The sequence below is a fragment of the uncultured Sneathiella sp. genome, assembly GCF_963973085.1.
In the GTDB taxonomy this organism is placed as follows: Bacteria; Pseudomonadota; Alphaproteobacteria; order Sneathiellales; family Sneathiellaceae; genus Sneathiella.
The window spans coordinates 181,355-203,207 of record NZ_CAXAXA010000002.1 but is presented as its reverse complement, the minus strand read 5'-3'; the positions used below and the strand labels follow the sequence as shown (position 1 = coordinate 203,207).

20 protein-coding genes are annotated in these 21,853 nt (G+C 52.2%); 12 read left to right on the top strand and 8 right to left on the bottom strand.

All coding sequences use genetic code 11. The features are described from left to right. Complete coding sequence (gene recN / locus AACZ19_RS05085; RefSeq protein WP_339631767.1) at positions 1-1,662, bottom strand: DNA repair protein RecN; 1,662 nt, start codon at positions 1,660-1,662, stop codon at positions 1-3. 14 nt (positions 1,663-1,676) lie between these two features. Further along, positions 1,677-2,501, bottom strand: a complete 825-nt coding sequence (locus tag AACZ19_RS05080; protein ID WP_339631765.1) for an outer membrane protein assembly factor BamD — start codon at positions 2,499-2,501, stop codon at positions 1,677-1,679. Between the two features lie 408 nt (positions 2,502-2,909). Here AACZ19_RS05080 and AACZ19_RS05075 point away from each other — a divergent pair, with 408 nt between their 5' ends. Continuing rightward, the gene (locus tag AACZ19_RS05075; protein WP_339631763.1) at positions 2,910-3,296 is read left to right on the top strand and encodes a helix-turn-helix domain-containing protein; all 387 of its coding nucleotides are present in this window, start codon (positions 2,910-2,912) and stop codon (positions 3,294-3,296) included. A 97-nt stretch (positions 3,297-3,393) separates the two neighbouring features. Here the strand turns inward: AACZ19_RS05075 and lpxC are convergent, their stop codons facing one another. Both lpxC and upp read right to left on the bottom strand, forming a co-directional pair. Then, complete coding sequence (gene lpxC, locus AACZ19_RS05070) at positions 3,394-4,329, bottom strand: UDP-3-O-acyl-N-acetylglucosamine deacetylase (RefSeq protein WP_339631761.1); 936 nt, start codon at positions 4,327-4,329, stop codon at positions 3,394-3,396. A 148-nt stretch (positions 4,330-4,477) separates the two neighbouring features. After that, positions 4,478-5,128, bottom strand: coding sequence for a uracil phosphoribosyltransferase (gene upp / locus AACZ19_RS05065; protein WP_339631759.1), 651 nt, complete (start codon positions 5,126-5,128; stop codon positions 4,478-4,480). A 252-nt stretch (positions 5,129-5,380) separates the two neighbouring features. Between upp and AACZ19_RS05060 the strand changes: the two genes are divergently transcribed. Genes AACZ19_RS05060 through add form a run of 10 tightly spaced genes read left to right on the top strand, consistent with a single transcriptional unit; the run spans position 5,381 to position 17,759 of the window. After that, positions 5,381-6,367 (top strand): BMP family ABC transporter substrate-binding protein, encoded by a 987-nt coding sequence (locus AACZ19_RS05060; RefSeq protein WP_339631758.1) that lies wholly within the window; start codon positions 5,381-5,383, stop codon positions 6,365-6,367. An 11-nt stretch (positions 6,368-6,378) separates the two neighbouring features. Next, positions 6,379-7,926, top strand: coding sequence for an ABC transporter ATP-binding protein (locus tag AACZ19_RS05055; RefSeq protein ID WP_339631757.1), 1,548 nt, complete (start codon positions 6,379-6,381; stop codon positions 7,924-7,926). Between the two features lie 4 nt (positions 7,927-7,930). Then, entirely contained in the window at positions 7,931-9,052 is a 1,122-nt protein-coding gene (locus AACZ19_RS05050; RefSeq protein WP_339631756.1) for an ABC transporter permease, read from the top strand. Beyond that, entirely contained in the window at positions 9,052-10,023 is a 972-nt protein-coding gene (locus AACZ19_RS05045; protein WP_339631754.1) for an ABC transporter permease, read from the top strand. Before AACZ19_RS05050 ends, AACZ19_RS05045 begins: the two co-directional genes overlap by 1 nt. Beyond that, positions 10,023-10,889 (top strand): purine-nucleoside phosphorylase, encoded by an 867-nt coding sequence (locus AACZ19_RS05040; protein ID WP_339631752.1) that lies wholly within the window; start codon positions 10,023-10,025, stop codon positions 10,887-10,889. The genes AACZ19_RS05045 and AACZ19_RS05040 overlap by 1 nt, the downstream gene beginning before the upstream one ends. After that, complete coding sequence (gene deoC / locus AACZ19_RS05035) at positions 10,876-11,862, top strand: deoxyribose-phosphate aldolase (RefSeq protein ID WP_339631750.1); 987 nt, start codon at positions 10,876-10,878, stop codon at positions 11,860-11,862. The genes AACZ19_RS05040 and deoC overlap by 14 nt, the downstream gene beginning before the upstream one ends. A 9-nt stretch (positions 11,863-11,871) precedes the next feature. Next, positions 11,872-14,253: an aldehyde dehydrogenase family protein gene (locus tag AACZ19_RS05030; RefSeq protein WP_339631747.1), complete on the top strand. Its 2,382-nt coding sequence runs from the start codon at positions 11,872-11,874 to the stop codon at positions 14,251-14,253. Next, entirely contained in the window at positions 14,243-15,589 is a 1,347-nt protein-coding gene (gene deoA / locus AACZ19_RS05025) for a thymidine phosphorylase (RefSeq protein WP_339631745.1), read from the top strand. Before AACZ19_RS05030 ends, deoA begins: the two co-directional genes overlap by 11 nt. After that, positions 15,586-16,791, top strand: coding sequence for a phosphopentomutase (locus tag AACZ19_RS05020; RefSeq protein WP_339631743.1), 1,206 nt, complete (start codon positions 15,586-15,588; stop codon positions 16,789-16,791). Before deoA ends, AACZ19_RS05020 begins: the two co-directional genes overlap by 4 nt. A 2-nt stretch (positions 16,792-16,793) precedes the next feature. Then, positions 16,794-17,759: an adenosine deaminase gene (add, locus tag AACZ19_RS05015; protein WP_339631741.1), complete on the top strand. Its 966-nt coding sequence runs from the start codon at positions 16,794-16,796 to the stop codon at positions 17,757-17,759. On the opposite strand, the gene AACZ19_RS05010 is transcribed toward add, so the two are convergent. The 3 genes from AACZ19_RS05010 to AACZ19_RS05000 form a co-directional block, all read right to left on the bottom strand. After that, entirely contained in the window at positions 17,760-18,374 is a 615-nt protein-coding gene (locus AACZ19_RS05010; RefSeq protein ID WP_339631739.1) for an OmpH family outer membrane protein, read from the bottom strand. It lies immediately after the preceding gene. 152 nt (positions 18,375-18,526) lie between these two features. Then, a complete protein-coding gene (locus AACZ19_RS05005; RefSeq protein ID WP_339631737.1) occupies positions 18,527-19,435 on the bottom strand; it encodes a glutathione S-transferase family protein in 909 nt (302 codons plus the stop codon). 54 nt (positions 19,436-19,489) lie between these two features. Further along, the gene (locus AACZ19_RS05000) at positions 19,490-20,047 is read right to left on the bottom strand and encodes a nitroreductase (RefSeq protein WP_339631735.1); all 558 of its coding nucleotides are present in this window, start codon (positions 20,045-20,047) and stop codon (positions 19,490-19,492) included. Positions 20,048-20,302: 255 nt separating this feature from the next. On the opposite strand from AACZ19_RS05000, the gene AACZ19_RS04995 reads away from it, so the two are divergent. Next, complete coding sequence (locus tag AACZ19_RS04995; protein WP_339631733.1) at positions 20,303-21,127, top strand: universal stress protein; 825 nt, start codon at positions 20,303-20,305, stop codon at positions 21,125-21,127. 27 nt (positions 21,128-21,154) lie between these two features. On the opposite strand, the gene AACZ19_RS04990 is transcribed toward AACZ19_RS04995, so the two are convergent. Continuing rightward, positions 21,155-21,709: a pseudouridine synthase gene (locus tag AACZ19_RS04990; RefSeq protein ID WP_339631731.1), complete on the bottom strand. Its 555-nt coding sequence runs from the start codon at positions 21,707-21,709 to the stop codon at positions 21,155-21,157. Between the last annotated feature and the right edge of the window lie 144 nt (positions 21,710-21,853).

Here is a 21,853-nt window from a genome sequence, read left to right as displayed (position 1 = left end):
TCACCCTTCAATCAGGCTAAGGGCGGCGGCGCGGGCTTCCGCTGTTATGCTGGCACCAGAGAGCATGCGGGCGATCTCCTCTGTACGGGCAGAGGGATCGAGGCGATCCACAGATGTAATCGTGACATTGTTCATTTCCGATTTCCGGATATTCCAATGGGCCTGTCCGGCGGCAGCGACCTGTGGCGAATGGGTAACAACCAACACCTGAAGCCCTTCTGCAAGTCGGCGCAGGCGATCTCCAACAGCGTCCGCCGTTGCTCCGCCGACGCCCCTGTCAACCTCATCGAATATCAATGTCGGAGCAGAGCCAACCTGTGCCAGCACCACTTTCAGGGCCAGCATAAAGCGTGAGAGTTCTCCGCCCGACGCAATCTTGAGGAGCGGGCCCGCCGCACTTCCCGGGTTGGTTGCCACCTGAAAAGAAACTCTATCTATGCCGGCAGGACCCCAATTACTCTCCGGCAATTCGCTGACTGCCGTCATAAATTTTGCCGCGCCGAGTTTAAGCGGCTCCAGCTCCGCCATAACGGCACTATCCATCTTCTTCGCAGCACTGACGCGCTGCTCCGACAACTTTGAGGCAGCCTGCATAAACTCTTTTCGGGCCTCAGCCGCTGCTCTTCGAAGGGCCTCCACCTCTCGATCTCCGTCCTCTACCGATTGCAGCCGCGCAACAAAGCTTTGCAGCAGTTTTGGAAGATCAGCAACTTCACATTTATGCTTTCGGGCCGCCGCACGAAGCGCGAACAGCCGTTCCTCGACCGCTTCCAGGCCAGCCGGATCCATATCAAGATCACCTGCAACGGAGTTAATAATAACCTGGGCCTCCGCCATTTCGATGGCTGCCCGCTCCAGACCTTCTAAAACAGGATCAAGCTTTCCCGCCGCTTTTTCAATGACGCGCTCTACGGCGCGTGTCGCAGTTCGGATACGATTTTCCACGCCCCCATGATCCGTAAGTGCCTTTTCTGCATCCCGGAGAGCTTCAGCGATTTTTTCGGCATGCATCAGGTTTGAGCGTTGAATCGCCAACGCCTCCTCTTCCCCTTCTTCCGACGCCAGTTCCGTCAGCTCTTCAATGACATGGCGCAGATACTCCTCATCTACGCGCGCCTGTTCGATTTCCTGAAGGGCCCGCGTCAGCTTTTCTTCCGCCGCCTGTAAAGTCTCGAATTTCCCAGCCGTCGCTGAAACCTCACGGCTTAATCGCCCGTATTGATCCAGCAATGCCCGATGGCTCCGGGCATCCAGTAATCCGCGTTCCGCATTTTGGCCATGAATTTCAACGAGAACCTCCCCGACAGCGCGGAGCAATCCGGCGCTCACGGCCTGGTCGTTGATGCTGGCCCGGCTACGTCCATCCGCACCAAGTGACCGACGTAAGATGAGTGGCTCTCCCGGCGCGACTTCAATATCACCCATTATCTCAAAAACAGAATGCGTGGGCGCAAGGCTGAACGTTGCTGTCACGGAACCCTGCTCTGCGCCAGTCCGCAGGAGGCTTGTATCCGCTCTCGCACCAAGCGCAAGCGCCAGGCTGTCAAGGAGTATTGACTTGCCCGCCCCCGTTTCACCGGTCAGCACACAAAGTCCGTCTTCAAAGGTAAGGTCCAGCTTTTCGATCAGTACAATATTGCGGATGGAGAGTTGTTCCAGCATTTCTGATCAGCGCACTAAAACACGGAGTTCCATACTTTGACAATCCAGGAATCCTCATCCGCTTCGGGCTTCAGATAGTTGGCGTCCAGCAACGCGTAAGAATCCTGATACCACTCACTTCCTGGAAAGTTATAGCCAAGGACCGCCGCCGCCGTTTGCGCCTCCTGCGTAATGCCGAGCATCAGATACGCCTCCGTCAACCGATGCAGTGCCTCTGGCGCATGGGTGGTTGTCTGGTATTGCTCGACCACCGTCCGAAAACGATTGATCGCACCAACCAGATATTTCTGACCGAGATAATATCTCCCGATCGCCATTTCCTTGCCGGCAAGATGGTCCCGCGTCAGATCAATTTTCAGGCGGGCGTCCTGCGCATATTCTGAATTCGGGAAGCGCCGTACAAGATTCTGCAGGGCATCAAGGGCCTGACGGGTGACTTTCTGGTCCCGCTCCACCCCCGTAATCTGTTCATAATATGAAATGGCGATCAAATAATAAGCATAGGCGACATCCTTGTTCCCGGGATGAAGTTCTATGTATCTTTCTGCGGCCAGAATCGCCTGGTCATATTCGTTGCTCTGATAATAGGCGAACGCCGACATGATCTGGGCCTTTGTCGACCAGATGGAATAAGGGCGCTGTCGCTCTACCTCGTCAAAATTACGAGCTGCCTCAAGATAGTTTTCGCTGTTAAGGTCGGCCAGCGCCTGATTATACAGCTCCTCCACAGGGCGCTCGACATAGGCTTCCGGCTCATTAGAGCTGCATCCCGTGACCAGCAACAATAAAAGAATACCGCCGATCGCCCGGGCGATTCTTGAAAATAATAGTTGATGCAACTTATCCCTCTTGGCCCATGGCCGACAATCCTTAATAAGTTCGCTATTTTATCCAATCCGTTTGCCAAGGGAAAGGTATGGTTTCAGTTTTCTTTAACTTCTTTAACAGTAATTCATTTTCAGGGGTTGCACGCATAAGTTTGATTTGGAGCATTACCATAAATAAATTGCAGTATTGGCCATTAAAAGGGATATCGAAGCATCTATCGATAAATTTATTTTATCTAATTAGTGTTAGTTTTTATGCGTTTTCTTTTTCAAATCGCATGTGATATATTACCTATAAGGGTGGAGTTGCATTTTAATTTTCTCCAAATATCACCAAAAATCTTGAACTGCTGACATCGCCCTCAATACTAGCATAACAAAAAAAATAAATTGAAAGTCTAAGAAAGGTACCAAACAAAAATGGGTAAAGTCGCGAAAAGAGTCGACGATCATGTCGGCGAACGGATTCGTGAAAGAAGAACTATGATGGGGTTAACCCAGGAGCATCTGGCCAAAGCGCTGGATATTTCATATCAGCAAGTTCAAAAATACGAAACGGGTGCAAACCGTGTTAGTGCCGGTCGTCTTTTTGAGATCGCCAAACGGCTGGAAGTAGATGTCGCATATTTCTTTGAAAACCTCGAACCGTCAACGACCAGTATTCCGCTGGAACATGGTGGCAAGAACCGATCGACCATCGAGCTAGTCCGCAATTATAGCGAAATTGACGAACCGGCTGTGCGATCCGCTGTCAGCGGCCTTATCAAAAGCCTCGCTGGCAAGGAAAGGCGGCGAAAAACCGCTTAACTGTCACGTCGAGATCAACAAAGGCGCGGGAATCAATCCCGCGCCTTAATTATTTTACTCAGCCTGAAAATTCGAAAGACTGCCTAACGCTACAAGATCAGTCCGTAGCCGGCGCAGCTGCCTTTTTCGTCGGCCAGTGGGCCCCGCCAACATTCGCAATTCTTACAGGTGCTTCCGTTGTATAGCACCAAGCATCCTTATCCGCGAGAAAAGCGTGCAAGAGCTTGTTATTCAAAGCATGACCGGAACGGAAACCATAAAACTCACCGATAATCGGAGCACCCGCCAGATACAGGTCCCCGACCGCGTCAAGCGCTTTGTGGCGGACGAATTCATCTTCGTACCGCAGCCCTTCTTCATTTAGAATATCTGAACCGCTCAGCACGATTGCGTTATCGAGCGAGCCGCCCTTGGCCAGTCCCAGTTTTTTGAGCTGCTCAAATTCACCGAGGAAACCGAATGTGCGAGCCCGGGAAAGTTCATTCTTGAAGGTGCCATTGCGCAGGCTGTAGCTGCAATTCTGCTTGCCAATACGCGGATTGTCGAAATCAATCTCGAAAGCAACGGATATATTATCAGAAGGTGACAGGATCGCCTTTGCTTCGCCATCACTGACTTCAACTTCTTTCAGCACCTTGATATAGCGGCGCGGGCTGTCCTGCTCAACGACGTCCGCGCATTCAATGAGGAAAACAAAAGGTGCAGAAGAGCCATCCATTACCGGAACTTCCGGGCCATCAAGCTCAACCACGACATTATCAACACCGCAGCCGGAAAGGGCGGCCATCAAATGCTCAACCGTCGCAACCTTTGTCCCTGCTCCATTCTCCACCGTTGTGCACATCATAAGATCGGTCACAGTATTATATTGCGCCGGGATTTCAGACACCGATTGATCAACGTCTGTACGCTTGAAAACAATGCCGCTATTTACCGGCGCAGGCGCCAGCTTCATATTGATCAGCGTGCCGCCATGCAGTCCGACACCGGTACAGCTGATACTATTGCGTAATGTTTTCTGAAAAACGACCATATTCCGCCACTCATTGTTACTCGTCATAAATATTCGAGCTGAATGTACGAAAGCCCCCCCGTCCACACAAATCAAACATTGTTACCAATTATTACCGCGCTGCACAAAAATATGGTAAACTGCCTGAATGGCAGGGGCGCAGGGGGCGTCACAGTGTTCCATATAGTCGATCTCCAGCATCGCCGAGCCCGGGGACAATATAAGCCTTTTCGTTTAGCTTCTGATCAAGCGCCGCGACATATATAACGACATCCGGATGCATATCCTGCATGACCTGAACTCCCTCCGGCGCGGCAACCAGCGCCATGAACCGGATATTCTCTTCCTTAACCCCGTGATCAAGCAGGACCTTCACACCGGCGGCAGCAGAATACCCCGTGGCCAGCATGGGATCCACCAGAATGAAGAAGCGGTCTTCTGCGGTCGGCAATTTTCGCAAATACTCCACCGGACGCTTTGTCTTCGGGTCGCGGTACATGCCTATATGACCTACTCTTGCAGAGGGCATCAGTTCCAACAGTCCGTCCGCCATGCCCAGCCCAGCCCGCAAAATAGGGACAATAGCGGATTTTTTTCCTGCAAGCACCGGTGCCTCCATCGGGCAAATCGGCGTTTCAATTTTCTCGATTGTCGTCGGCATATGCCGGGTAATTTCATACCCCATCAACAGGGCAATTTCCTTCAGCAACTGACGAAAAGTCTTAGTCGAGGTTTTTTTGTTCCGCATGTGACTGAGTTTATGAACAATTAGCGGATGATCGAGAATATGAAGATTCGGAAACCGCGGGTCGTAGGCCATGAGAAATTGCCCTTAGCTGGATTGCAGACGAAGTTTATGCCTGACCTTATCCGACTTCACTTTTAAAATCACTATGGTGCGATCAAAAAGTCGATAAATTCTAGCTGTCAGAAAAATTCCTACCTATACTTCAGGCAGCCCAAGCATAACAACTTGACCAGCCGGTCAGATTTTGATTTGGATTTAGACTGTCCCACTCGGTTCTGTGAAGAACATGGATAGGCGGGCATTAATAGGGAGAGGTATAGAGACATGATGAAGAAAATTGCCCTCGGGCTTGTTGCAACAGCCGCGCTTGCCGTCAGCGGACTGGCTCATGCAGAAGATTTCAATCCCGCCATTGTTTTTGATATGGGCGGGAAATCCGATAAATCCTTTAACGAAGCCGCCTTTAATGGCATCGAAAAGTTCAAGAAGGAAACCGGCGTTGATTATATGGAATTTGAAGTCACGCAGGTTTCACAACGCGAACAGGCGGCACAGCGAATGGCCAAGAAAGATGCAGATATTGTCATCGCGATTGGCTTCGCCCAGGCAGCTGCAGTGGAAAAGGCCGCAAAGAAATACCCGGACACAAAATTCACCATTATTGATATGGTCGTTGATCTGCCAAATGTTCAATCCGTTGTATTCCGTGAGGAACAGGGATCTTTCCTAGTTGGCATGGCAGCCGCTATGGCCAGCGAATCCGGAAAAGTCGGCTTTATCGGCGGCATGGATATACCGTTGATCCGGAAATTTGCACTCGGATACAAGGAAGGGGTCATGTATGCCGACCCGGACGCCGAGGTTATCGAGAATATGACCGGCACAACTCCAGCCGCCTGGAACGACCCGACAAAAGGCAGCGAACTTGCCCAAAGTCAGTTTGACCGCGGGGCCGATGTGATTTTTGCGGCTGCTGGCGCAACGGGGTTAGGTGTACTTCAAACCGCAGCGGATGAAGGCAAACTTGCCATCGGCGTTGATAGCAACCAGAACTATCTGCATCCGGGTGCGATGCTAACTTCCATGATGAAGCGCGTCGATGTCGCAGTCTACAATGCATTGATGACGGCAAAAGAAGGTACATGGAAGCCCGGCATACAGGTCCTCGGCCTGGCGGAAGACGGTGTTGGTTTCTCTGTTGATGAGTGGAACAAGGATCTGCTGACGGAAGATATGATCGCCAAGCTGAACGCAGCTAGAAACGATATCATCGATGGCAAGATCAAGGTCACGAATTATATGGATAAGTAATCCTGGCTATCATGTCAGAGCAACGCCCGGCGCTTGAACTCCGCCGTGTCAATAAAAGCTTCGGCCCGGTCCATGCGAACAAGGATATTTCCCTGTCAGTGGACCGGGGCAGCATTCACGGCATTGTCGGTGAAAATGGAGCCGGAAAATCGACACTGATGAGCATCGTCTACGGCTTTTATCAAGCCGATAGCGGTGAAATACTGGTCAACGGGACGCCCTGCCATATCGACAACCCACAGAGTTCTATCGAAGCCGGTATCGGCATGGTGCATCAGCATTTCATGCTCGTTGACACCTTTACTGTGCTTGAAAATATTATTCTGGGGATCGAGGGAGGGGCACGCCTTTCAAAAGGACTTGCCGCTGCTCGTGAAGAATTAATCCGGCTGGAAAAGGAATATTCTCTCGAAGTCAATGTGGATGCGGTCGTTGGCGATTTGCCGGTAGGGCTTCGTCAGCGGGTCGAGATATTGAAAGCCTTATACCGTGAGGCGGAAATTCTTATTCTGGATGAGCCTACTGGTGTCCTCACCCCGCAGGAGGCGGACCACCTGTTCCGTATCCTTGACACGCTCCGCCAACAAGGCAAGACAGTCATCCTTATTACTCACAAACTTCGTGAGATCATGGCGATCACCGATAGTGTCTCTGTTATGCGCCGGGGGGAAATGGTCGCGCATTTGAAAACAGCCAACACAACGCGGGATGCCCTCGCTGAATTGATGGTTGGCCGGTCTGTCCTTCTTCGGGTTGAGAAATCTCCCGCGAAGCCTGCCGAGACCCTCATGGCTATACGGAACCTGAATTATATAGATATGGATAACGTCCCACGCCTTAAAAGCTTAGATCTGGACCTCAAAGCGGGAGAGATACTTGGCATTGCCGGGGTCTCGGGCAATGGCCAGTCGGAACTGCTGGAAATACTGGGCGGGATGCTGTCACCGACCTCCGGGAGTATCCAATACAAAGGGCAGGAGCTGGTTGGCAGCAAGGCTTTTTCTGCCCGGAATCTCCGGAAAATTGGTATAGGTCACGTCCCGGAAGACCGCCACCGTGCCGGCCTTGTTCTCTCTTTTAGTGCGAATGAATGCACAATTCTGGGATATCACGACAACCCGGAGTACAATCGGGGCATAAGACTGGACCGGGACACAATGGTCAGGAATTGCGAAACCTACATAGAGAAATATGATATCCGGCCACCGGATGCATATCTGCTGGCATCTGGCTTTTCCGGCGGCAACCAGCAAAAGCTGGTGCTTGCGCGGGAAATGGAGCAGTCACCAGATGTTCTTCTGGTCGGACAACCGACACGGGGTGTCGACATTGGCGCAATTGAGTTTATTCATAAACAATTGATCCAGATGCGAGATGCAGGCAAGGCCATTCTCGTCGTTTCCGTCGAAATTGACGAAGTCATGTCCATTGCGGATCGGATCGCGGTCATGTTCGATGGCGAAATCGTCGGCGAGGTAAGCGCCGCCGACGCCACGGAAACCCGGCTTGGCCTGATGATGGCAGGTGTGCGCGAAAACATCTCATCGGAAATGGTTTAACCCGATGGCGGAAAGCAAGGCAAAGTTCGGCGTACCCTTGAAAATTCCCGGTTGGATCAACTACGCTCTGGTTCCGTTGATTAATCTGTTGGCTGCACTGCTGATTTCCGGGATTGTCATCCTTATCGTCGGCGATAATCCGTTAAAGGCATTGGAGGTGTTATTATATGGAGCCTTCGGATATCCGGAGGCTGTTGGCTATACACTTTATTACACCACCAACTTCATCTTTACCGGCCTCGCCGTCGCGATTGCCTTTCATTGCGGGCTTTTCAATATCGGGGCGGAAGGACAGGCTGCCCTTGGCGGCATTGGAACCGCCATTGTTTGCCTCTATCTTGACTGGCTGCCAAGTTGGGCCATCATCCCCATTGCCATGATTGCGGCGGCCCTGTTCGGTGCAGCATGGGCTTATATTCCCGCATATCTTCAGGCGAAGCGCGGCAGTCATATTGTCATTACGACAATCATGTTCAATTTTATTGCCGCCTCCGTAATGACATACCTGCTTGTAGAGGTTCTTATTAATCCGGAAGGTCAGTCTCCGGAAAGCCGTCCCTTTATCGAGGCGACCTGGCTTCCCTATTTTCATGATTTCCTGAGTATGCCGGAAACCCCGCTCAATCTCTCTTTCCTGTATGCGTTGGTTCTGGCAGGCGGATTTTACTTCTTTATCTGGCGCACAAGGTGGGGATATGAAATCAGGGTCGTGGGTCAGAATGAAACGGCGGCGCGTTACGCAGGCATCTCTCCTGCCCGCAACATTATCCTTGCCATGATGATTTCGGGCGCCCTTGCCGGTTTTGTCGGTGTCAATGAAATTCAGGGCGTGCAGCATCGCTTAATCCTGGATTTTACCAACGAATATGGCTTCGTCGGAATTGCTGTGGCATTGATGGGGCGCAACCATCCGGTCGGGATTTTGCTTGCGGCGCTTCTGTTTGGTGCGCTGTATCAAGGGGGTTCTGAACTGGCATTCGAAATGAAAACGATCAACAAGGAAATGGTGATTGTTATTCAGGGATTGATCATCCTGTTTTCTGGCGCGCTTGAACATATGTTTCGGCCCAGAATCGAGGCCGCTTACCGTCGTCTTGCCACTTGGCGGACTGTGGAGGCGGGGTGATGGAAACATTTCACATCATTGTCCTGCTCATGGATGCGACATTCCGTGTCGCAACGCCGCTGGTACTCGCGGCACTCGCGGGCATGTTCTCGGAGCGCGCCGGCATTGTTGATATCGGACTGGAAGGCAAGATGCTGGGCGCGGCCTTCGCGGCGGCAGCGGTCGCCTCTGTTTCCGGTTCTGCATGGGTGGGGCTTGGCGCCGGGATCATGGCTTCGCTTGCCCTTTCCGCGCTGCATGCCTATGCCTGCGTCACACATAAAGGGAATCAGGTTGTTTCCGGTATGGCAATCAATATCGTCGTTGCCGGTCTTGCTCCAACATTGGCCTATGCCTGGTTTCAGATGGGGGGCCAGACCCCGGCTCTTGCCGGAGATGAGCGCTTTCGCTCCCTGGAATTACCGTTCACAGAGGCTGCTCGTCAGATTCCGGTCATCGGTTATATCTATGCCGATCTGATCTCTGGACATAACATCATCGTGTATCTGGCGGCGGCAGCGGTACCGATATGCGCTTGGATATTGTACAAGACACGTTTCGGCCTCCGCGTGCGGGCCGTCGGGGAGAATCCTCATGCGGTTGATACGGCAGGCATTTCCGTCAACTATCTGCGCTACAAGGCCCTGGCCGTCACCGGACTTCTTTGCGGGATATCTGGAGCCTATCTCTCGACAGCCCATGGAGCGGCATTTACGCGCGATATGACGGCAGGCAAAGGCTATCTTGCGCTGGCGGCTCTTATTTTTGGGAAATGGCGGCCGGTGCCGACGTTGTTCGCCTGCCTGCTCTTCGCCTTTACGGATGCGGTTCAGATAAGGCTTCAGGGTGTTGAGCTTCCTGTAGTTGGTGTTATTCCTGTGCAGTTTATTCAGGCGCTCCCATATATACTGACAGTATTGCTGCTTGCCGGATTTGTTGGCAAGGCGCATCCGCCAAAAGCTATTGGCAAGCCCTATATTAAGGAAAGATGATGACGTTAGACCCAAATCTGGCTGCAAATTTTGTTAAAGAGGCCGCGCCAGGCTTTTCTCCTCGCGTCGGCATCGTTCTGGGGTCCGGACTGGGCCCCCTTGCAGACAAAGTCGAAGTCGTTGCCAGCATTGAGTATGAAGATATCCCGGACTTCCCGAAATCAACAGTAGAGGGGCATGAAGGCCGTCTTATCCTCGGTCGGCTCGGCGGCATGCCGATTGCCTGCCTGCAGGGACGCGTCCACTATTATGAGGGAGTTAATCCTCAGGACCTTGCCATTCCCGTGCGGATGCTGAAACTTCTCGGCGTCGACATTCTGCTGCTAACCAATGCGGCCGGTAGTTTTCATAAGAAAATGGGACCTGGCAGCCTGATGCTGATCAGCGATCATATCAATTTCACGGGGCTAAACCCGCTGGTCGGAGAGAATGACGATACATTCGGCCCGCGGTTTTTCTCGATGGAAAATGCTTATGACCCAACCCTTCGCAAGCATTTTAAGGCGGTGGCGAAGGAACTGGATATCACGTTGCATGAGGGCATTTATCTGCATTATCTCGGACCGAATTTCGAGACCCCAGCGGAAATCAAGGCCTTCAAGGCATTGGGCCCCGATGCCGTCGGCATGTCCACAACGCCGGAAGTTCTCGTCGCTCGTCATGCCGGTTTGCGCGTTGCGGCGATTTCAAACATTACCAATCTCGCCGCTGGAATGAGCAAGACCGAGCTCAGCCATGAACAAACCCTTGAAAGCGCCAAGCTTGCGGCGGAGGATCTGGAGACTCTCATTATTGTGTTTCTTGAAACCCTGAAACGAGAATTGCTGAAAGCGCATTTACGGAGCACCGAAAATGGCGACAATTAGCTCACTACAACAGGCCCCCGATACTCATCGGAGAAATTCCGGCATTCCGCTTGATCTGGACGTTCTGGACCGCATTCGTGTCAATATGAGTGCCGTAGAGCGACGGGCCTCCACTCTTGGCGGTCGGCGAACCGTCAAGAAAGAAACGCAAGCGGCATGGCTTCTGAAAGCCATTACCTGCATTGATTTGACCACGTTAAATGGCGATGACACTCCGGGCCGCGTCCAACGTCTGTGCGCAAAGGCACGCCAGCCAGTACGCGCTGACCTTCTTGATGCCTTGGGCATGGGAGATCGTAATCTGACGACAGGCGCTGTTTGCGTCTACCACAGCATGATTGATACGGCAGTTGAAGCCTTGAAGGGGTCAAACATTCCAATCGCCGCTGTCTCGACTGGCTTCCCGGCCGGTCTCAACCCTTTCGATCTGCGCGTGAAAGAGATAGAAGCATCGGTCGCAGCAGGCGCAAATGAAATTGATATCGTGATTACCCGTGGCCATGTGCTGACGCAGAACTGGCAGGCGCTTTATGAAGAGGTAAAAACCTTTCGCGCTGCCGCCGGACAAGCCCATCTCAAGGCCATTCTCGGAACAGGGGATATTGTGACATTGCGGAACGTCGCCAAAGCCAGCATGATCGCCATGATGGCCGGTGCGGATTTCATCAAAACATCAACCGGGAAGGAAAGCATGAATGCGACACTGCCCGTAACCCTCGTCATGGTCCGTATGATACGGGAATATCTTGAGATGACGGGTTACAAGATCGGATACAAACCGGCGGGTGGGATCAGTACGGCAAAAGATGTGCTAAATTACCAGATCATGATGAAGGAAGAACTTGGAAATGACTGGTTACAGCCTGATCTGTTCCGCATCGGTGCTTCCAGCCTGCTTGGGGATATCGAACGCCAGATAGAGCATTTCGTCACCGGCCGTTATTCTGCCGGTTTCCGCCACCCGATGGCCTGAGGAACGACAATGAGTATCGCAGAAAAATTTGACAGCATGGAATATGGCCCTGCCCCGGAGAGCAGCGAGGTTGCTCTCGACTGGATCTCAACCCGAAAAGGGAAGTTCAACCTCTTTATTAATGGCGAATGGGTCAAGCCTATATCCGGAAGCTGGTTCGAGAGCTATAATCCCGCAACTGGCAAACTGCTGGCGAAAATCGCCGCCGCAGGTGAGAAAGATGTCGATGCTGCCGTTGCCGCCGCACGAAACGCCCAGAAAAACTGGCAGGCTATTGGCGGTCCTGCCCGCGCTCGTTATCTCTATGCGCTCGCCCGTGCTGTTCAACGCCATGCCCGGCTTCTGGCAGTCCTTGAAACGCTGGATAATGGCAAACCGGTGCGGGAAACTCGGGATATCGACATTCCGCTGGTTGCCCGGCATTTCTATCATCACGCCGGCTGGGCGCAACTGCTGGAGCAGGAGTTTCCAGACTTTGAGCCGATGGGCGTTATCGGCCAGATCATTCCCTGGAATTTTCCTCTCCTGATGCTCGCCTGGAAAATTGCGCCTGCCATCGCGGCCGGAAATACAATCGTTCTGAAGCCGGCGGAGTATACGTCCCTTACAGCTCTTTATTTTGCAGAACTATGTCAGGATATTGGCCTTCCGAAAGGTGTGGTGAATATTGTCACGGGCGGCGGCAAAACTGGGGGCGCTCTCGTGAAGCATCCTGATGTCGACAAAATTGCCTTTACCGGATCCACCGACGTGGGCCGCAACATTCGCGAAGTCACAGCGGGAAGCGGCAAACATCTGACACTGGAGCTCGGCGGGAAATCCCCGTTTATTGTCTTTGAAGATGCCGATCTCGACAGCACCATCGAAGGGGTTGTCGATGCCATCTGGTTCAATCAGGGGCAAGTATGCTGTGCAGGCTCCAGATTGCTGCTGCAGGAAGGTATCGCCGAGAAAATGATTGCCAAGCTGCGCGCCCGGATGGAGACCCTGCGCATTGGCGATCCGCTTGATAAATCCATCGACATGGGTGCGATTGTCGCCCCGGTTCAGCTTGAAACCATCAAGAAAATGGTGAGCAAGGGAACCGAGGAAGGCGCCGAAATGTGGCAACCGAGCTGGGCGGCACCGAAGGAAGGTTGCTACTACCCGCCCACCCTCTTCACCAATGTCGCCCCGGCCGCGACCATCGCGCAGGAAGAAATTTTCGGACCCGTTCTCGTCGCCATGACATTCAGAACACCGGATGAGGCCGTGGCTCTGGCCAATAACACCCGTTACGGGCTCGCCGCCTCGATCTGGAGCGAGAATATCAATCTAGCGCTTGATGTAGCGCCAAAGCTCGATTGCGGTGTTGTCTGGATCAATTCCACCAACCAGTTTGATGCAACCTGCGGCTTTGGCGGGAATCGCGAATCCGGCTATGGACGCGAAGGCGGCCTTGAAGGGATGATGGAAGTCCTGAAACCTGTCTTTATCTCAAAATTACCGCTGTATAAAACGGCAGCAACACCTTCTAAAATTTCCGCCGATAAACCCTCACCTAAGCATCTGGACAGAACGCCGAAGCTCTATATTGGCGGAAAGCAGGCACGACCGGACTCAGGCTATAGCCTCCCCGTCTATTCGCCAAAGGGAGAGAAAACAGGAGAGGTCGGAGATGGCAATCGCAAAGATATCCGCAATGCCGTAGAGGTCGCGAACAAGGCAACCGGCTGGACAAAAGCGAGCAGCCATAATCGGGCCCAGGTTCTTTATTACATGGCCGAAAACCTTGATACCCGAAAGGAAGAGTTTGCTGCACGCCTCCGTCAAACTACCGGCGTCAGTGCAAAAAAAGCTGCGGCTGAGGTAGCGGCTACCATCCAACGCCTTTTCTCCTACGGTGCCTGGGCAGATAAATATGAAAGCACCGTCCATTCACCACCGATGCGCGGCGTAACCCTTGCCATGAAAGAGGCGCTTGGAACGATTGGCATCGCCTGTCCGGACGAGAACCCGCTTTTGTCAATGGTTTCTCTCGCTGCCCCGGCATTGGCGATGGGAAACCGGATTGTCTTGATTCCCTCCGAACGGCATCCGCTGACATCTACGGATTTTTACCAGATTCTCGAAACATCCGACGTACCGGGTGGCGCCTTTAACATCGTAACGGGCCATCGCGATGACCTTGCCAAAACCCTCGCCGCGCATGATGACGTAAAATCCGTCTGGTATTTCGGTCCGCTTGAGGGGAGCCGTATCGTTGAAACCACATCAAGCGGAAACATGAAGCGCACATGGGTCAATAATGGACGCCAGCGAAACTGGTTTGACAGACGACAGGGCGAAGGGCGGGAATTCCTGCATCAGGCCACCCAGGTAAAGAATATTTGGATTCCTTATGGCGACTAAGCCCGCAAACTTCTTTCCGCAGGAGCTTATCCGTAAGAAACGGGACGGCTCCGCGTTGAATGACGCCGAGATCCGGTTCATGGTGGCCGGGCTTGCAGACAATTCAATTTCCGAAGGACAAATTGCGGCCTTCGCCATGGCGGTTTTCTTTCAGGGAATGACGATGGACGAGCGTGTCTCCCTGACACACGCAATGGTTCAGTCCGGCCAAGTGATGGACTGGAAAAAAGCGGACCTTGGCCGCCCCGTCGTCGACAAACATTCCACGGGAGGCGTAGGCGATAAAGTCAGCTTGATGCTCGCCCCGATCGTCGCTGCCTGCGGTGGGGCGGTCCCAATGATTTCGGGACGCGGCCTGGGTCATACGGGAGGAACGCTTGATAAGCTAGACAGTGTGCCCGGCTATAATACGGCGCCTGATCCGGCATTGCTAACAAAAACCGTAAAGCAGATCGGCTGTGCCATCATCGGTCAGACTGCTGACCTCGCCCCCGCAGACAAACGGTTTTACGCCATCCGCGATGTGACAGCGACCGTTGAATCCATTCCTCTCATTACTGCGTCGATCTTGTCGAAAAAGCTGGCAGCGGGACTGGAGGCCCTTGTTATGGATGTTAAGTTCGGCTCCGGTGCGTTCAAGGAAGACTATAACGAAGCACAAGAGCTTGCCCACAGTATTGTAACTATCGCCAATTGCGCCGGGCTTCCAACCACGGCGCTTCTGACCGACATGAATGAGGTTCTTGGCGCGTCGGCCGGGAATGCCATCGAAGTGCGTGAGACAATCGATTTCCTGATGGGCAAGAATGTGGATCCCAGACTTCTTAGTGTTGTCACAGCCCTTGCAGCAGAGATGCTCGTGCTTGGTGACGTCGCGGATGAAGTGACCGCGCCGCATGCGGTGCAGGGCGCCCTTGCAAGCGGAACCGCCGCCGAAAAATTCGCGCAGATGATCGCCGCCCTAGGCGGACCCCATGACCTTATGACGAATGTGGGGAAGCATCTTCCACTTGCACCCGTCCGCCATGATGTCATTTCACCAAAGCGTGGCGTTATCGGATCAATGAATGTCCGTGAAATGGGTGTCGCCGTGATGGATTTAGGAGGTGGCCGGCACAAGGCATCGGATCCCATCGATTACGGTGTTGGCATTTCAGATATTGCAGGTCTTGGAGCAAAACTTGGGCCGAGAAGGCCTATTGCCACAATCTTCGCCCGGAGTGAAGATGACGCCAGACGAGCGGAAATGCGTATACTGAACGCAATCACGCTTGTTGATGAAACGCAAAGCCCGACACCGCCGGTTCGATCCCGATTAACCAAGGAGGATTTATGATGCGGGCAATTCTGATCGTCCTCGATAGTTTTGGGCTTGGCGCCGCACGTGATGCAGACATTTTTGGTGATACAGGCGCAGATACTTTCGGGCATATAATCGAAGAGGCGAGCGCGGGCAAGGCGGACACCGACAGCCGGTCCGGGCCCCTTAATTTGCCGCATTTGGAAAAACTCGGACTGTTTGCCGCCCATGATCTCTATAACGGTAAAATGCCGAAAGACGGACCTTTCACCGGACTATATGGCGTTGCGCATGAGATGAGCAAGGGCAAGGATACCCCGTCCGGGCATTGGGAAATGACCGGCGTTCCAGTGTTATTTGACTGGGGATATTTCCCACGGACGATCCCTTGCTTTCCCGAAGAATTGACAACGACGCTGATCGAACAAGGAGAGTTGCAGGGCGTTCTTGGGAATTGCCACGCTTCCGGCACCGAGATAATTGCAAAGCTCGGGGATGAGCATATGGCAACGGGAAAGCCCATCATTTACACATCTGCCGATAGTGTTTTCCAGATTGCTGCGCATGAAGAATGCTTTGGGCTCGACCGGCTTTACACACTTTGTGATCTCGCCCGTGAGCTCGTTGATCCATTGAATATAGGACGTGTGATCGCAAGACCGTTTATCGGCAGCAACGGCAATTTCACCAGAACCGCAAACCGAAAAGACCTTGCGGTTCCCCCGCCTGGAAAAACCCTTCTCGATTATTTGACGGAGGCCGGTCATCAAGTAATTTCAATAGGGAAGATTGGTGATATTTTTGCCCATCAGGGAACCGGTAGGATTGTCAAGGCAGCGGGCAACATGGCGCTTATGGATGCCACGATGGACGCAGTTGATAGCGCTGTAGACGGCAGCCTGATTTTCACCAACCTTGTCGATTTCGATCAGTCATACGGGCATCGACGCGATATCGCCGGATATGCCAAGGCGCTAGAGGAATTTGATGCGCGCCTGCCGGAACTCATTGATAAGTTAAGGCCGGGCGATATCGTGATCCTGAGTGCGGATCATGGTTGCGACCCCACCTGGCCTGGCTCAGATCATACGCGGGAGGTTGTTCCTGTGCTGGCATTTGGACCGGGGATAGAAGGCCGCCCGATAGGAGAGCGGGAGACTTTTGCCGATATCGGCCAGACGATTGCCGCGCATCTGTCACTCCCACCGCTGCCTTTTGGCACTGCGTTTCTGAGCTAATCATGGTGAAGAAAGCTGAGCTTCATGTGCATCTTGAAGGCACAGCCCCACCGGCTCTTGTACGGAAAATGGCAGCACGTAATGGCGCAAAGCTTGATCCGACAACATTTAAATCAGGCGGGGAGTTCGCGTGGTCCAATTTTTGGGAGTTTCTTGATTGTTATGACAAGGCCGCGGCGACGATCCTGACAAAGGATGACTATCGCCTGATCACCTATGATTATCTGGCGAGATGCGCAAAAGAAAACACGATTTATGTCGAGATGTTCTCGTCTCCCGACCACGCCGCCGAGGTTGGGATGAGCTATACGGATCACTTGGAAGGAATTGCTGCAGGTATTGATGACGCGCGGTTGGAGTTCGGAATTGAAGGCCGGATCATTGTCACTTGTGTCCGGCACCTTGGTGCTGAGCGTGCGCTCGCAATCGCGCGTCTCGTCGCATTGACACCTCATCCTTATGTGGTTGGCTTTGGAATGGGCGGTGATGAATCCCGTTTTCATCCAGATGATTTTGCTGCCGCCTTCAATCTTGTGACTAAGGCTGGATACCAGACGACAAGCCATGCCGGAGAATTTAGCGGACCGGAAAGCATTCGGGCATCCCTTGCCGCCCTTCCAATCAGTCGCGTTGGCCATGGCGTTCGCGCCATTGAAGACCCGGAATTGCTCGAAGAGTTAGCATACCGCCGCATCCCTCTTGAGCTATGCCCAGGCAGCAATATCGCCACCGGCCTTTATAAAAGCTGGGAAAAACATCCATTCAGAAAATTTATGGATACCGGCTGTCTTGTCACGCTTAACTCCGATGATCCACCGTATTTTGGCACATCCATTGGACATGAATATGAGCAGGCTGCGAAGATCTTCGGATTATCCAAAGCTGATTTGAAGAATATTACGCGAAATGCCATTTCCGCTGCTTTTTGCGGCGAGGAACTGAAGGAAAAATTACTTTCCTGTCTATAGCTATTCTTTTTTCGCAGGCTGCGTTGTTTCCGCCGCGCCATCTACTTTCTCTGTAATCTCGACTTTCGGATCTTCCGCATTAAATTTTGCCAGCACCTCTTCAGTGATGTCCATGCCAGGATTGAAGAAGACCGTTTTTGCCCGATCGATGCCGAGGTTAACGCCTTTCTCCTTACTCACGTCTGCTGCCATTCGCACAATGATCTCGCGAAAGCGAAGTCGAATACCAACTAGGACTTCGTTCATTTTACCATTGACGACCTGAAATTCCCTCTGAAGATTTTGCCGTTGGACATTCAGCTCAGACAGTTTCTTCTGATAAGCATCCGGCGACAAAATGGCCCTTTGCTTGTCGAGCGCCTCTTTCTCGGCAAGCAATGCATCGCCGCGCTTGTTCAAATCATCAACCTTTGTTTTTAAAAACGACTTCACTTTTTCTTCCGCTTTTTTTGACGGTTCAGAAACCTGCAAAATCTGATTGATATCTACGATCGCAACCACGGCTTCCGGCAGCTTTTCCTGGGCGAGCGCAATTGACGGGCTCTGTATGTTCAGCGCAAGAACTATCGCTGAAAAAAACACCCCAAAGCCGAGAGCTTTAAATTTTGTAACCAATGGTCTCTCCGGAAAATTCTGAATTTATATTGTGTTACATAACATCGCCGGACGAATAAATCCAGAAGCGTCATAGCGAGTTACTGTCGTCAATGAGCAAAAGCTAGATTGAAATAAAGGCGAAACTTTGATTTCGCCTCTCTTCCAAATTGTCAGCGAACGACAAATCCCGCCCTTGGGAAGTGCAGGATGACCTCTCCCACTGTTTCGTTCTCATGACGCACCGCAATTTCCCGGCGATTGAGGGTTACAAGCGTTCCGCTTACCGGTACACGGCCGGAATCATTCGGTGTTACCGTCACCGTTTCACCGGCTTTGTTTTCTTCCTCCTCGCCAATTTCACCCTGAAAACCGGAAACATCATCATTTTTAGCAATTTCCAGCGCCTCTGTTGCACTCATTTCCGTAAAATTGCCATTCCCGAATGCCGCCATCCGTGCGGCCCATGCCTTTAACTTCGGATAGCTTTCAATAATTTCTTTCGCCGCAGGCGCGCGCCCGGCGAACCAGACATTAAAATAGAGATTAAAATCAACGAGACTTGCTTTCGGACCAAGAAGATAGTCGCGATCATCCGCCAGGCCCTGCTCCGCCCAGTCCATCATGGCCGCAAACTGCTGCAGCGAGATTGGCAAGAGAGCCTTCATTTTCTCGACATTAATACCGCCGCCGGAAAACTCGGCCCTGTCCTTGATAAACTCGGGCGGCATCTGATCGCCAAAGGTTCCGAATACGATTGCAACGGACGTGCTGAACAGAAGCTTGTCGGTCCAGAAACTCGTTCCCCATCCCAGAAACTGACTGTTATCCGGAAACATCGTCGGTGTGGGATGACGCGCTTCCAACTCGCGGATTATCATTTGCGTATCACAATAAACATGGGCGCCAATCTGTAGAACAGGCGTTTTCCGGTATCCCCCCGTGAGTGGCATTAGCTCCGGCTTGGGCATCATGCGCGGAATTTGCACAGACTGCCATTCAAGGTTCTTGAACCCCAGGACAGCGCGGACTTTTTCCGCATAAGGCGACGGATCGTAATGGTGTAAAATAAGCTCAGACATATAAATTTTCCCTATTATTGTTATTCAGTAAATAATCCAACAGTGGAAGGCGCCTTATCCGTTCCACATTTCCACATATTCCTCGGGAGACTCATCGGAGAGGATCGGTGGACGCTCCGCCGTTCCCAGATAGAGAAATCCTACAATCTGGTCCGCCTCCCGCGCTCCGAGCGCCCGCTTGACGTTCGGATCAAAACAGGGCTTTCCCGATCGCCATATTCCTCCGTACCCCAACGCATGGGCTGCCAGCATCAGATTTTGCGCGGCCGCACCTGCTGAGAGAATCTGCTCTATTGCCGGAACTTTTGGATGCTCCTCCACCTTGGCGATTACAACGATAACCATCGGCGCCCTTTGAGGTTTATTTTTCTCTTTCTGAAGCAGCGCCTCCGCTGCTTCCGGGTCACGCGATTTGAGGGCATCCATGAATATGTCCCCCAGCTTCTCTCGCGCGGTGCCTTCAACAACCAGAAATCGCCAAGGGCGCAGACGACAATGATCCGGAGCGCGGATGGCCGCTTTCATCATAATACCCAGATCTTCTGCTCCAGGAGCCGGCTCTATCAGCCGTGCGGTAGATTTACGCGTTACAAGCGCTTCAATGGCATTCATCAGAGGAAATATCTCCTGCCCGTAAAATTAATAAGCAAGTGTCCTTCATATCAGAGAACGGAACTTATGCCTATGCTAGGTGTTTGTATGGATGTTATACATGCCGCAGACCCTATATAAACAACGGGGCGCCGATGCGTGCATTAAAATATACCCTTGCAGAAGTTTGTTTCAAATCAATGGCGCGCACCCAATAAACCGTTAAAATGAAGTTTGGCGGTCGCGGATTAAGGATTCAAAAGAGGTAAAAGCAAAATGTCCATAAAAACTGTATTGCTACATCTTAACAATGATCAGCAACTTGATGCCCGCATTGAAACAGCCCTTGGCCTCGCGGTCGAGCACGATGCCCACCTGATAGGTCTGTATACAATTGCACAGGTTACTGTTCCGACATCCTTCATGGGTTATGTCCCGCCGGAATTTATCGAGCAATCCCGTAAATCCGAAGAAGAGAATGCCGCCGCAGCAAAAAACAAATTGGAAAGCCTCGCGGCCAAAGTGGACAAACAGGTTGAGATTATTGTCGAGGAAGGTTACGCACCCGACCTGATCAACCACCACGCGCTTGCTGTTGATATTGTAGTGGTAGGTCAGGGCGACCCGGAAGAGGAGAATAATACCCAGTCCCGATACATTGCGGAAGAGATCGTCGTCAGTTCACCTCGCCCGGTGTTGATTATACCCGCCGCCGGCAATTATCGAAACTTCGGCAAGCATGTCATTGTTGGCTGGAACAATACGCGCGAAGCGTCCCGCGCCCTGCATGAATCCATGCCCTTTCTGCAAATGGCAGAAAAGGTTACCCTGTTAAGCGTCAACGCAACAGACGACGAAGAGGACGAGACCAAGCACATTCTCGCTCATCTGGAACGTCATGGGGTCAAGGCCGAGTATAAGGCGGGCCGCTGGCCGGACCTCAGCGTCGGAGATGCGATCCTCGACGCTCTGGTTGATTACAGTGCCGATATGCTGGTCATGGGAGCCTACGGCCACAGTCGGCTCCGCGAGATGATTCTTGGCGGTGCGACGAAGAATATCCTGGAGCACATGACTGCACCGGTTCTGTTCGCCCATTGATATAAAAATATTTAGCTTGGCGGAAGGTCAGAAAATATCGGTTTTTTGAACTTCTCGCCATGCCCCTGGCGCAAGATCGCCAAGCGATAGTTTTCCAATCTTCTTGCGGATAAGACGGAGGGTAGGGAATCCGGCTGCCGCAGTCATTCTGCGGACCTGACGATTCTTTCCCTCGGTCAGGACCAATTCAATCCAGCAGGTCGGAATTGATTTGCGAAAGCGAACAGGAGGATCGCGCTCAGCGATGTCCGGTTGCGGATCAAGTATTTTCGCGCGGCATGGTTTTGATCGATAGCCTTTGAATTCCACACCACGCGATAGCTTCTCAATTGCGGCCGTTGTCGGAACCCCCTCAAGTTCCGCCCAATATTTGCGTTCATGGTTGTTTGCCGGATCGAGGAGCCGCTTGATAAAAGGTCCGTCGTCACTGAGAAGGAGCAATCCTTCACTATCCTTGTCAAGCCGACCCGCCGCATACACATGCGCGGGAAGCGAAAATTCTGCCAAAGTGCGTTGATCCGGTCCTCCCGTAAACTGGCTGAGCACCCCAAATGGCTTATTGAAAAGAATATATCTTGGCATTGAACAACGAGGTCGGCATTTTACTGCCTTAATAGTACAGTATGTTTAAGGAAGTCGGACTATAGAGCAATTTTCTTCATCTTATCAAAATTTTAGGTAATTTTGACCATGCTGTGGATGAATCACTGGCTCAAATTACGTGAC